This window comes from Pseudomonas sp. FYR_5, assembly GCF_043106315.1.
GTDB lineage: Bacteria > Pseudomonadota > Gammaproteobacteria > Pseudomonadales > Pseudomonadaceae > Aquipseudomonas > Aquipseudomonas putida_Y.
In genome coordinates this window covers 1-15446 of the sequence record NZ_JBICMK010000091.1, presented here as the reverse complement: position 1 = coordinate 15446, position 15446 = coordinate 1, and the positions used below count along the sequence as shown (strand labels likewise).

Sequence of the window (15446 nt, the reverse complement as noted above, 5' to 3'; positions counted from 1 at the left end):
TGATGCGGGGCCGATGCTGACAGCAGGATTTCAAGGTGGCAAAAAGGGGGCAAAGCCCCCTTTTTGCGTGCCAAGTAGACGCTAGCGCCTATTACTCAGCAGCAGGTGCAGCCGCTTCTTCAGCGTAAACTTCGGTGCCGCCGGCAACGTTGTTGCGGCCGCGGATGACTGCGTCAGCCATCGAAGTCATGTACAGCTCGATAGCGCGAATGGCGTCATCGTTACCTGGGATGATGTAGTCAACACCTTCCGGGCTGCTGTTGGTATCGACAACGCCGATAACCGGGATACCCAGCTTGTTGGCTTCGGTGATCGCGATGCGCTCGTGATCAACGTCGATAACGAACAGAGCGTCTGGCAGACCGCCCATGTCCTTGATGCCACCCAGGCTGCGATCCAGTTTTTCCAGGTCGCGGGAGCGCATCAGGGCTTCTTTCTTGGTCAGCTTGGCGAAAGTGCCGTCTTCGGCCTGGGTTTCCAGGTCGCGCAGACGCTTGATCGAAGCGCGGATGGTCTTGTAGTTGGTCAGCATGCCGCCCAACCAACGGTGGTCAACGTACGGCGAACCGCAACGAGCTGCTTGCTCGGCGACGATCTTGCCGGCGGAACGCTTGGTGCCGACGAACAGGATCTTGTTCTTGCCCTGGGCCAGGCGCTCTACGAACGACAGAGCGTCGTTGAACATTGGCAGGGTTTTTTCCAGGTTGACGATGTGGATCTTGTTACGCGCGCCGAAAATGTACTTGCCCATTTTCGGGTTCCAGTAACGGGTCTGGTGGCCGAAGTGCACACCGGCCTTCAGCATATCGCGCATGTTGACTTGGGACATGATAGTTCCTTGATAAGTCGGGTTGGGCCTCCACGTATCCCAATGACCAACCCGCGAATTCTGCAACTCGGGGCACCCAGGTCATCGTGTCGACACGTGTGTGGGTTAAGTGCTGACGGGGTCGTCCCCGAAAGCGGCGCATTTTATACCACAGACCGCGAGCGAACGGAACCCGGATACTGTTGCGTCTGTCAGCACTTTTTGCAGCACCCCGGCTTTCGCGCCAGAATGCCAGCTGTAGACAACAGCATGGCCGCCTTTATCCCGACCGATCGGCGCCCTGCTCTGCTAGAATCCGGCCTTTCCCGTTTGTTCGCGCCGTGCACGGCGCCGTAGAGAGCCTGTAATGACCGTCACCATCAAGACCGCAGAAGACATCGAGAAGATGCGCATCGCTGGCCGCCTGGCCGCCGAAGTGCTGGAAATGATCGAAGAGCACGTCAAGCCCGGTGTCACCACCGAAGAGCTCGACCGCCTGTGCCACGACTATATCGTCAACGTCCAGCAGGCCATTCCGGCACCGCTCAACTACAAGGGCTACCCGAAGTCGATCTGCACCTCGATCAACCATGTGGTCTGCCACGGCATCCCCAACGACAAGCCGCTCAAGGACGGTGACACGCTCAATATCGATGTCACCGTGATCAAGGACGGCTACCACGGCGACACCAGCCGCATGTTCCACGTCGGTAACGTGCCGGTCTGGGCCGAGCGCCTGTCCAAGGTCACTCAGGAATGCATGTACAAGGCCATCGAACTGGTCAAGCCGGGCTGCCGCCTGGGCGACATCGGTGAAGTGATCCAGAAGCACGCGGAAAAGAACGGTTTCTCGGTGGTGCGCGAGTTCTGCGGTCATGGCATTGGCAAGGTGTTCCACGAAGAGCCACAGATCCTCCACTACGGCCGCGCTGGCACGGGCATGGAGCTGAAGGAAGGCATGACCTTCACCATCGAGCCGATGATCAACCAGGGCAAGGCCGACACCAAGGTGCTGGGCGACGGCTGGACCGCCATCACCAAGGACCGCAAGCTCTCGGCCCAGTGGGAACACACCCTGGTGGTGACCGCGACCGGCTACGAAATCTTCACCCTGCGCAAGGACGACACCATCCCGCGCACTTCGGCCTGACCGCACCCCGACAGGCCACCCCACGACAGGAACGTGACGCGATGCCCCAGGTGGACCCCGAGCTGTTCGACCGTGGCCAGTTCCAGGCGGAACTGGCCCTCAAGGCGAGCCCCATCGCCGCCTTCAAGAAAGCCATCCGCCTGGCCGGCGAGGTGCTCGACAAACGTTTTAGCGCCGGCAGCGACATCCGCCCGCTGATCGAGGCCCGCGCCTGGCTCGTCGACAATATCCTGCAACAGGCGTGGAACCAGTTCGACTGGGGCGACCAGAGCGGCATTGCCCTGGTTGCGGTGGGCGGCTACGGGCGCGGTGAACTGCACCCGCACTCGGACATCGACCTGCTGATTCTGCTGGGCGCGGCCGAGCACGAACAGTACCGCGACGCCATTGAGCGCTTTCTGACCTTGCTGTGGGACATTGGCCTGGAAGTCGGCCAGAGCGTGCGCACCGTCGACGAGTGCGCCGAACAGGCCCGCGCCGACCTGACGGTAATCACCAACCTGATGGAAAGCCGCACCATCGCCGGCCCCGAGGCCTTGCGCCAGCGCATGCTGGAAGTCACCAGCACCGCGCAAATGTGGCCGAGCAAGGAATTCTTCCTGGCCAAGCGCGCCGAACTCAAGGCCCGCCACCACAAGTACAACGACACGGAGTACAACCTCGAACCCAACGTCAAGGGTTCGCCAGGCGGCCTGCGTGACATCCAGACGGTCCTTTGGGTGGCCCGCCGCCAGTACGGGACGCTCAACCTGCATGCACTGGCCGGCGAAGGCTTCTTGCTGGAAAGCGAGAATGAACTGCTGGCTTCGTCCCAGGACTTCCTCTGGAAAGTCCGTTATGCCCTGCACATGCTGGCCGGACGCGCCGAAGACCGCCTGCTGTTCGACCACCAGCGCAGCATCGCCACGCTGCTGGGCTACAGCGATGAAAACCCCAAGCGGGCGATCGAACAGTTCATGCAGCAGTACTACCGGGTGGTGATGAGCATCAGCCAGCTGTGCGACCTGATCATCCAGCACTTCGAAGAAGTTATCCTCGCCGACGAGGAGAGTGGCAGCACCCAGCCGCTGAACGCGCGGTTCCGCCTGCATGACGGCTATATAGAGGCCGCCAACCCGAACGTGTTCAAGCGCACGCCGTTCGCCATGCTGGAAATTTTCGTACTGATGGCCCAACACCCCGAGATCAAGGGGGTGCGTGCCGATACCGTGCGCTTGCTGCGCGAACACCGCCACCTGATCGATGACACGTTCCGCACCGATATCCGCAATACCAGCCTGTTCATCGAGCTGTTCAAGTGCGAAATCGGCATCCACCGCAACCTGCGCCGGATGAACCGCTACGGCATTCTTGGCCGCTACCTGCCAGAGTTCGGCCTGATCGTCGGGCAGATGCAGCATGACCTGTTCCACATCTATACGGTCGACGCGCACACCCTCAACCTCATCAAGCACCTGCGCAAGCTGCAATACACGCCGGTGTCCGAGAAATTCCCGCTGGCCAGCAAGCTCATGGGGCGCCTGCCCAAACCCGAGTTGATCTACCTGGCCGGCCTGTACCACGACATCGGCAAGGGTCGCCAGGGCGACCACTCGGAAATCGGTGCGGTGGACGCGCAGAAGTTCTGCGAACGGCACCAGTTGCCGGCCTGGGACAGCCGCCTGATCGTCTGGCTGGTGCAGAACCACCTGGTGATGTCGACTACCGCCCAGCGCAAGGACTTGTCCGACCCACAGGTGATCAACGACTTTGCCCTGCACGTGGGCGACGAGACGCGCCTTGACTACCTGTACGTGCTGACCGTGGCCGACATCAACGCCACCAACCCGAGCCTGTGGAACTCGTGGCGGGCCAGCCTGCTGCGCCAGCTGTACACCGAGACCAAGCGCGCCCTGCGCCGCGGCCTGGAAAACCCGCTGGACCGCGAAGAGCAGATTCGCCAGACCCAGTCGTCAGCGCTGGATATCCTGGTGCGCGAGGGCACCGACCCGGACGACGTCGAGCAGCTATGGGCGCAACTGGGCGATGACTATTTCCTCAAGCACACAGCCGCCGACGTGGCCTGGCACACGGATGCGATCCTGCAGCAACCGGCCGACGGCGGGCCGCTGGTGCTGATCAAGGAAACCACCCAGCGCGAGTTCGAAGGCGGCACGCAGATCTTCATCTATGCCCCCGACCAGCACGATTTCTTCGCCGTGACGGTGGCGGCCATGTCGCAGTTGAACCTGAACATCCACGACGCACGGATCATCACGTCGAGCAGCCAGTTCACCCTCGACACCTACATTGTGCTGGACAACGACGGTGGCTCGATCGGCGACAACCCGAAGAGGGTCAAGCAGATTCGCGACGGCCTGACCGAAGCGCTGCGCAACCCCGAGGACTACCCGACCATCATCCAGCGCCGGGTGCCGCGGCAGCTCAAGCACTTCGACTTCCCGCCGCAAGTGACCATCCTCAACGATGCCCAGCGGCCAGTGACCATCCTCGAAATCACCGCGCCAGACCGCCCGGGCCTGCTGGCCCGACTGGGGCGGATCTTCCTGGAGTTCGACCTGTCGCTGCAAAACGCCAAGATCGCCACCCTCGGCGAGCGGGTTGAAGACGTGTTCTTCATTACCGATGCCGACAACCAGCCGCTGTCAGACCCGCAACTGTGCAGCCGCCTGCAGGAAGCCATCGTGCAGCAACTGCAGGCCGGCCAAGGTAGCGACACCAGCCAGACCCGCGTGACCATTTAACGATTAGACGATTGACGAGACCTCGCGCCGATGAACCATGCCTTGACCCAGCTTCAGCCCTATCCGTTCGAAAAGCTTCGTGCCCTGCTGGGCAGCGTGAAGCCCGCGGCGGACAAACGCGCCATCGCCCTGTCGATCGGTGAGCCGAAGCACGAATCGCCGGCGTTCGTCGCCCAGGCCATGGCCGACAACCTCGACAAGCTGGCGGTTTATCCCAGCACCATCGGCTTGCCAGCCCTGCGCCAGGCCATCGGTCAGTGGTGCGAACGACGTTTTGGCGTGCCGACCGGCTGGCTGGACGCCGACCGCCACATCCTGCCGGTCAACGGCACCCGTGAAGCGCTGTTCGCCTTCACCCAGGCCGTGGTCAACCGCGCCGATGAAGGCCTGGTGGTCAGCCCCAACCCGTTCTACCAGATCTACGAAGGCGCAGCGCTGCTGGCCGGCGCCACCCCGCACTACCTGCCGTGCCTGGAGAACAACGGTTTCAACCCGGACTTCGACGCCGTACCGGCCGAAGTGTGGAAGCGTTGCCAGATCCTGTTCCTGTGCTCGCCGGGCAACCCTACGGGTGCGCTGGTGCCGATGAACACCCTGAAGAAGCTGATTGCCCTGGCTGACGAGCACGACTTCGTGATCGCCGCCGACGAGTGCTACAGCGAGCTGTACTTCGACGAAGACGCGCCACCGCCAGGCCTGCTGACGGCATGCGCCGAGCTAGGCCGTAGCGATTTTGCGCGCTGCGTGGTGTTCCACAGCCTGTCCAAGCGCTCCAACCTGCCAGGGCTGCGCTCGGGCTTCGTCGCCGGCGATGCCCGGATCATCAAGCCGTTTCTGCTGTACCGCACCTACCACGGCTGCGCGATGCCGGTACAAACCCAACTGGCCAGCATCGCCGCCTGGCAGGACGAGGCGCATGTGCGCGACAACCGCGACCAATACCGGGCCAAGTACGATGCCGTGCTGGATATTCTGCAGCCGGTACTGGACGTGCAACGCCCGGACGGCAGTTTCTACCTGTGGGCCAAGGTACCGGGCGACGATGCCGAGTTCACCCGTGACCTGTTCGAAGCCCAGCATGTGACCGTGGTACCGGGGTCGTACCTGTCGCGTGAAGTGGACGGGGTGAACCCGGGTGCCGGGCGCGTGCGCATGGCACTGGTTGCGCCACTGGCCGAATGCATCGAGGCGGCGGAGCGGATTCGCGCCTTCCTGCAAAACCGCTGATCAACCCCTTCGCGGGCACGCCCGCTCCCACAGGTACTGCGCTGATTTCAAGCGCAGCGCAGTACCTGTGGGAGCGGGCGCGCCCGCGAAGGGCCTTGATAGGGTCTACTTGACTGAACCCAGGTTCGCCTCACTCATATCCAGCTCACCCAGTACTTGCCGCACCACCTCATCGCCCACCAGGTGCTGACGATGCAGGTTGTACAGCTCCAGCCGCTGGGCCCTCAGGGCACGCAAGCGTAAACGCCGCTCCAGCAAGTCCATCTGTGCGGCCAGGGCCTTGGCTTCGGCACTGTCGTCGTAGCTTTCCAGCTCATCCCGGTATTCAGCCATCAAGCGCGCCTTCAACTCGGTCGCCAAGGTTGCCTGCGCAGCATCCTGCGGTGCGTTGCTGTCGATCACCTCTTCTGCCTCCAAGGCATGAATCGCCGCCTCGGCTGTGCGCCGCCAGGCTTCCTGCACCTCTTGATGCAAGCGCTCGTCAGGGCTCTTGGTCACCCCTCGCAGTAACAGCGGCAGGGCAAGGCAGGCACTGATCAACGACAGCAGTATTACCCCCGCAGCAATGAAGATAAGCAGGTCACGCTCCGGGAAAGCTGACCCAGCCCCTATCAGCAACGGGATCGACATGACACCCGCCAGGGTGACAGCGCCGCGCACACCACCCAAGGTCAGCAACCAGCAGGAACGCGCCGTAGGCATCAGCACCAGTGCCGGCTTGCCGCGCCAGCGACGGACCACACCGATCGAGCGCCAGATACTCTGGACCCAGATGAACCGCAACAGAATCAGTGCGGCAAAGATCGCCACCACGTCCAGGCAGCGGTAGGCCAATGTCGGCCAGAGGGTCGCTTCGTGGCTGACCACAGCCTTGATGATGTCTGGCAACTGCAAGCCCAACAGCAGGAAGATCAGGCCATTGAAGGCAAACTCCAGCAACGACCACACACTGCGGTTGAGCAGGCGGGTACTGGTCTGACGCGGCAGCAGGTCGAGCCAGCTCTGCATCATGCCGGCCGCCACCGCCGAGAGAATACCCGAAACGCCCAGGCGCTCGGCCAGCACGTAGGCGGCGAACGGCAGCAGCAGCATGAAGACCACATGGGTAGCTGGATCGTCCCAGCCCCGGGTGATCATCCACATGCGCAGGCGACCGATCAACCAGCTCAGTATCACGCCCACCGCAAGGCCGCCCAGTGCGACCAACACGAAGCTGAAGCCGGCGTCAGCCAACGAAAACACCCCGGTGATCGCCGCCGCCAAGGCGAACTTGAAGGTTACCAGGCCCGACGCGTCGTTCATCAGCGCCTCGCCCTGCAGCATGTGCATCAGGGGAGTGGGCAGGCGGTCCTGGGCAATGGCCGAAACGGCCACGGCGTCGGTCGGCGAAAGCACTGCGGCCAGGGCGAAAGCCACCGGCAACGGGATGCTCGGCAGCAACCAGTGGATGAAGTAACCGGCGCCGACCACGGTGAACAACACCAGCCCCACGGCCAGCGCCACTACCGGGCCACGAATGCGCCATAACTCACGCTTGGGGATGCGCCAGCCGTCGGCGAACAGCAGCGGAGGCAGGAACAGGAACAGGAACAATTCGGGGTCAAGGGCTACATGCAGGCCCAGCGTCGGCCACGCCAGCAAGGCACCGGCGGCAATCTGTACCAGCGGCAATGGCAGCGGGATCACACGGCCGACCAGCTTCGACAGGCTGACCAGCGTCAGCAGGATGAGAACGGTGTAGGCGGACTGCATCCGGGAAAGCTTCCTTTGTGAACCAGAAACTATATCAAGGCGAGACATCGCCATTGGAACAATATGTTAGCGGCGACCGACGGTTCGGGGCCGCTGCACGATAGTCGCAGGTGACGGGTGAATATGTAACATGATGATACCCAGCAGATGTGACCGGAGCTTGCGAGTCGCGTGCCCCGTTATTGAAGACTTGAACTACAGCGATCCCGTCGTATAATCGACATTAACGAATAACGTTAAGCATTCAGGCGCATGATTCGAAGCTTTAGCTGTGCCGACACGGAAGCGCTCTTCACAACGGGAAAGACACGGCGTTGGTCAGATATCAAGTCAGTCGCGGAGCGCAAACTGGCCATGCTCGATGCCGCAACAGAGTTGCGAGACCTTAGGTCGCCACCTGGCAACCGCCTCGAGTCACTGAGCGGCAACCGCGCCGGCCAACACAGTATCCGTGTAAATGACCAATGGCGGTTGTGCTTCACCTGGACAGAACACGGGCCAGTTAACGTTGAAATTGTCGATTACCACTGAGGTGCATCATGCTCAAGAACGGTATGCGTCCAATCCATCCGGGTGAAATCCTGCGGGAGGACTTCCAGAAGGAAATGGGCTTCAGCGCCGCGGCTCTGGCCAGGGCGTTGGGTGTAGCAACGCCAACCGTCAACAACATCCTGCGCGAACGGGGCGGTGTATCCGCCGACATGGCACTGCGTCTGTCCATCTGCCTGGACACCACCCCTGAGTTCTGGCTCAACCTGCAGACGGCCTTCGACCTGCGCACAGCCGAACAGCAACACGGCGATGAGATCATCGGGTCGGTCCAGCGCCTGGTCGCTTGAACACATCCTGATCAATAAACAGGGGCGCCACGGGCGTGGCGCCGCGAGGATCGTTCCCGCATAATCCCGCGACTGACATCGAAAAACGGAGAGATTGGGGCGACTTGTAACCCCAATGTACACAATGACCTACACGCTCTACGGCATCAAAGCCTGTGACACCATGAAAAAGGCGCGTACCTGGCTCGAAGACAAAGCCATCGCCTACGAATTCCATGATTACAAAACCCAAGGCATCGACCGTGACAGCCTGAACCGCTGGTGCGACGAACACGGCTGGGAAGTCATCCTCAACCGTGCCGGCACCACCTTCCGCAAGCTGGACGACGCCAGCAAGGCAGACCTCGACCAGGCCAAGGCCGTCGAGCTGATGCTGGCCCAGCCGTCGATGATCAAACGCCCGGTGCTCGACCTTGGCGCGCGTACCCTGGTTGGCTTCAAGCCCGACCTGTACGCCGCTGCCCTGGCCTGAGCCCCCACCCTATTTCGCACGAGGTAATCACATGTCCAATACCCTGTTCAGCCTGGCCTTCGGTGTCGGCTCCCAGAACCGCCAGGGCGCCTGGCTGGAAGTGTTCTACGCACAACCGCTGCTCAACCCGAGCGCCGAACTGGTTGCTGCAGTCGCCCCTGTTCTCGGTTACGAAGGTGGCAACCAGGCCATCGCCTTCAGCAACGCCCAGGCCGCGCAACTGGCCGAAGCCGTAAAAGGCGTGGACGCCGCCCAGGCCGCCCTGCTGACCCGCCTGGCCGAAAGCCACAAGCCGCTGGTCGCCACCCTGCTGGCCGAAGACGCTGCCCTGAGCTCGACTCCAGAGGCCTACCTCAAGCTGCACCTGCTGTCGCACCGACTGGTCAAACCGCATGGCGTAAGCCTGGCCGGCATCTTCCCGCTGCTGCCGAACGTGGCCTGGACCAACCAGGGCGCAGTCGACCTGGGCGAGCTGGCCGAGCTGCAACTGGAAGCACGCCTGAAGGGCGAGCTGCTGGAAGTGTTCTCGGTGGACAAGTTCCCGAAAATGACCGACTACGTGGTACCGGCCGGCGTGCGTATCGCCGACACCGCCCGTGTGCGCCTGGGTGCCTACATCGGCGAAGGCACCACCATCATGCACGAAGGCTTCGTCAACTTTAATGCTGGCACCGAAGGCCCGGGCATGATCGAAGGCCGCGTTTCCGCTGGCGTATTCGTTGGCAAAGGTTCGGACCTGGGCGGCGGCTGCTCGACCATGGGCACCCTGTCCGGTGGCGGCAACATCGTCATCAAGGTTGGCGAGGGTTGCCTGATCGGCGCCAACGCAGGTATCGGTATTCCGCTGGGCGACCGCAACACCGTCGAAGCCGGCCTGTACATCACCGCGGGCACCAAGGTGAACCTGCTGGACGAGAACAACGAGCTGGTCAAAGTGGTCAAGGCCCGCGACCTGGCTGGTCAGACCGACCTGCTGTTCCGTCGCAACTCGCTCAATGGCGCGGTAGAGTGCAAGACCCACAAGTCGGCCATCGAGCTGAACGAAGCGCTGCACGCTCACAACTGAGAACCTTGCCGGGTTTGAGGTGTTAAGATCGGGTCTGGCGCCAATGCACCAGACCCGATTTTCATTCCAGGCCTCGCAAACATGTTTCAGCCCTCTCCCTGGCGTGCCGACTTTCCCGCCATCGCCGCCCTGCAACGGCAGCACCAGACATACCTGGACAGCGCAGCCACCACCCAGAAGCCGCAAGCCCTGCTCGACGCCCTGAGCCATTACTACGGCCATGGCGCGGCCAACGTGCACCGCGCCCAGCATTTGCCCGGCGCGCTGGCGACCCAGGCCTTCGAAACCAGCCGCGACAAGGTCGCCGCCTGGCTCAATGCCGCAGACTCGCGGCAGATCGTGTTCACCCACGGTGCTACCTCGGCGCTGAACCTGCTGGCCTATGGCCTGGAGCACCGCCTCGAAGCCGGTGACGAAATTGCCGTCAGTGCCCTGGAGCACCATGCCAACCTACTGCCCTGGCAACAGCTGGCGCACCGGCGCAACCTGCGCCTGGTGGTGCTGCCGCTGGATGCCCATGGCCGTATCGACCAGGAACAGGCACTGCAACTGATCGGCCCGCGCACCCGGGTGCTCGCCGTCAGCCAGCTGTCCAACGTGCTGGGTACCTGGCAGCCGCTACCAGCGCTACTGGCCCATGCCCGCGCCCAGGGCGCGCTGACTGTGGTCGATGGTGCCCAAGGCGTGGTGCATGGTCGCCATGACATGCAGCAACTGGGCTGCGACTTCTATGTGTTTTCCAGCCACAAGTTGTACGGTCCAGACGGCGTCGGCGTGCTCTATGGTCGCGCCCAGGCCCTGGAGCTGTTGCGCCACTGGCAGTTCGGTGGCGAGATGGTGCAGTTGGCCGAATACCACAGCGCCAGCTTCCGCCCCGCGCCCCTGGGATTCGAGGCGGGTACGCCGCCCATTGCCGGAGTGATAGGCCTGGGCGCGACACTGGACTACCTGGCCAGCCTCGATGCCCATGCGGTCGCAGCGCATGAAGCCAACCTGCACCAGCACCTGCTGCGTGGCCTGGGCGACCGCGAAGGTGTGCGGGTGTTGGGTGCACCGCAGACGGCCCTGGCCAGTTTCGTCATCGAGGGCGTGCACAACGCCGATATCGCTCATCTGCTGACTGAACAGGGCATTGCCGTGCGTGCCGGTCACCACTGTGCCATGCCACTGCTGAAGGGGATGGGGCTGGAGGGCGCGATACGGGTGTCGCTGGGTTTGTACAACGACAGCGATGACTTGCAACATTTCTTCGACGCGCTGGATCAAGGCCTGGAGCTGTTGCGATGAGCCTGCCGGAACAGGCGCATCAAGCGCTGGTAGCTTTTCAACAGGGCAAAGGCTGGGAACAGCGTGCTCGGTTGCTGATGCAGTGGGGTGACCGCCTGGAGCCGCTGGCTGATGCCGAAAGGACCGAGGCCAACCGGGTGCATGGCTGCGAGAGCCTGGTGTGGCTGGTGGCCGAGCAGATCGAGGGAGTATGGCGGTTCAAGGCCAGCAGCGATGCCCGCTTGTTGCGTGGGCTGCTGGCGCTGTTGCTGGTGCGGGTGCAGGGACTGGCCAGTGAGGAGCTGGCCGGGATTGATCTGCGCGAGTGGTTTACCCAGCTCGGGCTGGAACGCCAATTGTCGCCGTCGCGCAGCAATGGGCTGCATGCGGTGTTGCAGCGGATGGCGGAGTTGGCGTCCAACCGCTGAATCGGCGCCGGTTTCTTCGCGGGCCTGCCCGCTCCCACAGGTACGGTGTCATGCTTGAGAGAGATGCAGTGTGGGAGCGGGCGGGCCCGCGAAGACGCCCACGCGGTCTATTCAGGCTTGACCCGTTCCGACGGCCGGCGCGCTCCAGCCACCAGCTTCTCGATCGCCTTGCTCGCCGCTACCATGCCAAAGGTCGCGGTCACCATCATCACTGCACCAAAGCCACCCGAGCAGTCCAGGCGCACGCCCTCACCCACGAAGCTTTTCTGCAAGCAAACGCTGCCATCACCCTTGGGGTAACGCAGCTGTTCGCTGGAGAACACGCACGGCACGCCATAGTTGCGGCTGACGTTACGCGAAAAGTTGTAGTCGCGGCGCAGGGTGGAACGCACCCGTGACGCCAACGGGTCGTTGAAGGTCTTGTTCAGGTCGGCGATCTGGATCTGCGTCGGGTCGATCTGGCCACCCGCGCCACCGGTAGTGACAATGGCAATCTTGCGCCGCCGACACCAGGCGATCAGCGCCGCCTTGGCCATGACGCTGTCGATGCAGTCGATCACGCAGTCGAGGTGCTCGGTGATGTATTCGGCCATGGTCTCGCGGGTGACGAAGTCGGCCACCGCATGCACCGTGCACCCGGGGTTGATCGCCCGCAGGCGCTCGGCCATGACCTCGACCTTGGGCCGCCCCACCTGCCCTTCCAGCGCATGGGCCTGGCGGTTGGTGTTGCTGACACAGACATCGTCCAGGTCGAACAGGGTGATTTCGCCCACGCCGCTGCGGGCCAGCGCTTCGGCCACCCACGAGCCCACCCCGCCGATACCGACCACGCCCACATGGGCCTGGCCCAGCCGCTGCAGCCCTTGGTCGCCATACAACCGGGCAACGCCGGCAAAGCGTGGATCTTCTGTGCTCATGTTCATACCCCAAAAAACCGGCACGCATTATATGCCAGCAGCCCCAAGGCCTGCATCGTTAGGAAAGAGACTACCAACACTGCTTTAATGTCCTACCACTTCGCCACAAATGGACGACGATGCCTTCACGTAAATTCGGCCTGAACCTGGTAGTGGTGCTGGCCATCGCCGCACTGTTCACCGGGTTCTGGGCACTGATCAACCGCCCGGTCTTCGCCCCCGCCTGGCCAGAACAGATTTCTGGCTTTTCGTATTCGCCGTTCCGCCTGGGCGAAAGCCCGCAGAAGGGTCAGTACCCCACTGACGAAGAACTGCGCCAGGACCTGGAGCAACTGAGCAAACTGACCGACAGCATCCGTATCTACACCGTGGAGGGCACTCAGGCCGACATCCCGCGCCTGGCCGAAGAGTTCGGCCTGCGGGTGACGCTGGGGATATGGATCAGCCCGGACCTGGAGCGCAACGAGCGCGAGATCGCCACGGCCATCCAGCTGGCCAATACCTCGCGCAGCGTGGTGCGGGTGGTGGTCGGCAACGAGGCGCTGTTCCGTGAAGAAGTCACACCGGAAAACCTGATCAAATACCTGGACCGGGTACGCGCAGCCGTGAAGGTGCCTGTGACCACCAGTGAACAATGGCACATCTGGAAGGAACACCCTGAGCTGGCCAGGCACGTCGACCTGATTGCCGCGCACATCCTGCCCTACTGGGAGTTCGTGCCAATGAAGGACTCGGTCGAGTTCGTCCTCGACCGCGCCCGTGAACTGAAGCACCAGTTCCCGCGCAAACCCCTGCTGCTGTCGGAAGTCGGCTGGCCGAGCAACGGCCGCATGCGCGGTGGTGCCGATGCCACACAGGCCGACCAGGCCATCTACTTGCGCACCCTGGTCAATACCCTCAACCGCCGTGGCTACAACTACTTTGTCATTGAAGCCTATGACCAACCCTGGAAGGCCAGCGACGAAGGCTCGGTAGGCGCCTACTGGGGCGTCTACAACGCCGAGCGCCAGCAGAAGTTCAACTTCGACGGCCCCGTGGTGGCGATCCCGCAGTGGCGGGCCCTGGCAGTGGCGTCGGTGGTGCTGGCAATGATCGCCCTGATGGTGCTGTTCATCGATGGCTCGGCCCTGCGCCAGCGTGGCCGTACCTTCCTGACGTTCATCACCTTCCTGTGCGGGTCGGTACTGGTGTGGATCGCCTATGACTACAGCCAGCAATACAGCACCTGGTTCAGCCTGACCGTGGGCGTGCTGCTGGCCCTCGGCGCGCTGGGCGTGTTCATCGTGTTGCTCACCGAAGCCCACGAGCTGGCCGAGGCGGTCTGGATACACAAGCGCCGCCGCGAATTCCTGCCCGTGCAGGCCGACAGTGCCTACCGGCCCAAGGTGTCGGTGCACGTGCCGTGCTACAACGAGCCACCTGAGATGGTGAAACAGACCCTCGACGCCCTGGCCGCCCTGGACTACCCCGACTACGAAGTACTGGTGATCGACAACAACACCAAGGACCCGGCCGTGTGGGAGCCGCTCAAGGCCCACTGCGAGAAGCTTGGCGAGCGCTTCAAGTTCTTCCACGTCGCGCCTCTGGCCGGCTTCAAGGGCGGTGCACTGAATTACCTGATCCCGCACACGGCCAAGGACGCCGAAGTGATCGCGGTAATCGACTCGGACTACTGCGTCGACCGCAACTGGCTCAAGCACATGGTGCCGCACTTCGCCGATCCGAAAATTGCCGTGGTGCAGTCACCGCAGGATTACCGCGACCAGCACGAGAGTGCCTTCAAGAAGCTGTGCTACAGCGAATACAAGGGCTTCTTCCACATCGGCATGGTCACCCGCAACGACCGTGACGCGATCATCCAGCACGGCACCATGACCATGACCCGGCGCAGTGTGCTGGAAGAACTGGGCTGGGCCGAATGGTGCATCTGCGAGGATGCCGAGCTGGGGCTGCGCGTGTTCGAGAAAGGCCTGTCCGCCGCCTACGCCCACAACAGCTACGGCAAGGGCCTGATGCCCGACACCTTCATCGACTTCAAGAAGCAACGCTTCCGCTGGGCCTACGGCGCCATCCAGATCATCAAGCACCACGCCGGTGCGCTGCTGCGCGGCAAAGGCAGCCAGCTGACCCGTGGCCAGCGCTACCACTTCCTGGCCGGCTGGCTACCGTGGATCGCCGATGGCATGAACATCTTCTTCACCATCGGCGCGCTGTTGTGGTCGGCGGCGATGATCATCGTGCCGCATCGGGTCGACCCGCCACTGATGATCTTCGCCATCCCGCCGCTGGCGCTGTTCTTCTTCAAAGTCGGCAAGATCGTCTTCCTGTACCGCCGAGCGGTGGGGGTGAACCTCAAGGATGCCTTCGCAGCTGCACTGGCCGGGCTGGCACTGTCGCACACCATCGCCAAGGCGGTTCTGTATGGCTTCTTCACCAGCAGCATGCCGTTCTTCCGCACGCCGAAGAATGCTGACAGCCATGGGTTGCTGGTGGCAATTTCCGAAGCGCGTGAAGAGCTGTTCATCATGGTGCTGCTGTGGGGCGCGGCGCTGGGCATCTACCTAGTGCAGGGGCTGCCGAGCTCGGACATGCGCTTCTGGGTGGCGATGTTGCTGGTGCAGTCGTTGCCTTATGTGGCAGCGCTGGTGATGGCGTTCCTGTCGTCGTTACCCAAGCCGCAGGAAAAGGCTGCCGAACCGCAGCAGGCTTGAGATTGTCAGGGGCGCTTTGCGCCCCTATCGCGACGCAAGGCCGCTCCCACAAGGAACCGCATACCC

Annotated in this window: 13 protein-coding genes; 10 read left to right on the top strand and 3 right to left on the bottom strand. The window is 62.7% G+C overall.

Features of this window, described 5'->3' with window-relative positions; genetic code table 11:
* Positions 1 to 91: 91 nt before the first annotated feature.
* Positions 92 to 829: a 30S ribosomal protein S2 gene (gene rpsB / locus ACF8RA_RS17175; RefSeq protein WP_003252287.1), complete on the bottom strand. Its 738-nt coding sequence runs from the start codon at positions 827 to 829 to the stop codon at positions 92 to 94.
* 346 nt (positions 830 to 1175) lie between these two features.
* Between rpsB and map the strand changes: the two genes are divergently transcribed.
* The 3 genes from map to dapC are packed head-to-tail and all read left to right on the top strand — an operon-like array spanning position 1176 to position 5929.
* A complete protein-coding gene (map, locus tag ACF8RA_RS17170) occupies positions 1176 to 1958 on the top strand; it encodes a type I methionyl aminopeptidase (RefSeq protein ID WP_003252286.1) in 783 nt (260 codons plus the stop codon).
* 41 nt (positions 1959 to 1999) lie between these two features.
* Entirely contained in the window at positions 2000 to 4702 is a 2703-nt protein-coding gene (locus ACF8RA_RS17165) for a [protein-PII] uridylyltransferase (RefSeq protein WP_392513987.1), read from the top strand.
* Positions 4703 to 4732: 30 nt separating this feature from the next.
* Positions 4733 to 5929 carry a succinyldiaminopimelate transaminase gene (dapC, locus tag ACF8RA_RS17160; protein ID WP_392488425.1) on the top strand — a complete coding sequence of 399 codons (1197 nt, stop codon included), beginning with the start codon at positions 4733 to 4735 and terminating at the stop codon, positions 5927 to 5929.
* A gap of 105 nt (positions 5930 to 6034) precedes the next feature.
* On the opposite strand, the gene ACF8RA_RS17155 is transcribed toward dapC, so the two are convergent.
* The gene (locus ACF8RA_RS17155; RefSeq protein ID WP_176682754.1) at positions 6035 to 7681 is read right to left on the bottom strand and encodes a Na+/H+ antiporter; all 1647 of its coding nucleotides are present in this window, start codon (positions 7679 to 7681) and stop codon (positions 6035 to 6037) included.
* Positions 7682 to 7933: 252 nt separating this feature from the next.
* On the opposite strand from ACF8RA_RS17155, the gene graT reads away from it, so the two are divergent.
* The 6 genes from graT to ACF8RA_RS17125 all read left to right on the top strand — a co-directional run bounded on the left by graT (position 7934) and on the right by ACF8RA_RS17125 (position 11752).
* On the top strand, positions 7934 to 8212 hold the full coding sequence (graT, locus tag ACF8RA_RS17150; RefSeq protein WP_176682753.1) for a type II toxin-antitoxin system toxin GraT: 279 nt from the start codon (positions 7934 to 7936) through the stop codon (positions 8210 to 8212).
* 8 nt (positions 8213 to 8220) lie between these two features.
* The gene (gene graA / locus ACF8RA_RS17145) at positions 8221 to 8520 is read left to right on the top strand and encodes a type II toxin-antitoxin system antitoxin GraA (RefSeq protein WP_003252274.1); all 300 of its coding nucleotides are present in this window, start codon (positions 8221 to 8223) and stop codon (positions 8518 to 8520) included.
* A 124-nt stretch (positions 8521 to 8644) separates the two neighbouring features.
* The gene (locus ACF8RA_RS17140) at positions 8645 to 8992 is read left to right on the top strand and encodes an ArsC family reductase (protein ID WP_003252272.1); all 348 of its coding nucleotides are present in this window, start codon (positions 8645 to 8647) and stop codon (positions 8990 to 8992) included.
* A 31-nt stretch (positions 8993 to 9023) separates the two neighbouring features.
* A complete protein-coding gene (dapD, locus tag ACF8RA_RS17135; RefSeq protein WP_019437665.1) occupies positions 9024 to 10058 on the top strand; it encodes a 2,3,4,5-tetrahydropyridine-2,6-dicarboxylate N-succinyltransferase in 1035 nt (344 codons plus the stop codon).
* Between the two features lie 81 nt (positions 10059 to 10139).
* On the top strand, positions 10140 to 11345 hold the full coding sequence (locus ACF8RA_RS17130) for a cysteine desulfurase (RefSeq protein ID WP_176682751.1): 1206 nt from the start codon (positions 10140 to 10142) through the stop codon (positions 11343 to 11345).
* Entirely contained in the window at positions 11342 to 11752 is a 411-nt protein-coding gene (locus ACF8RA_RS17125) for a SufE family protein (protein WP_176682750.1), read from the top strand. The genes ACF8RA_RS17130 and ACF8RA_RS17125 overlap by 4 nt, the downstream gene beginning before the upstream one ends.
* Positions 11753 to 11859: 107 nt before the next feature.
* Here the strand turns inward: ACF8RA_RS17125 and tcdA are convergent, their stop codons facing one another.
* Positions 11860 to 12669, bottom strand: coding sequence for a tRNA cyclic N6-threonylcarbamoyladenosine(37) synthase TcdA (tcdA, locus tag ACF8RA_RS17120; protein ID WP_176682749.1), 810 nt, complete (start codon positions 12667 to 12669; stop codon positions 11860 to 11862).
* Between the two features lie 119 nt (positions 12670 to 12788).
* On the opposite strand from tcdA, the gene ACF8RA_RS17115 reads away from it, so the two are divergent.
* Entirely contained in the window at positions 12789 to 15380 is a 2592-nt protein-coding gene (locus ACF8RA_RS17115; protein WP_392519380.1) for a glycosyltransferase, read from the top strand.
* The last annotated feature ends 66 nt before the right edge of the window (positions 15381 to 15446 follow it).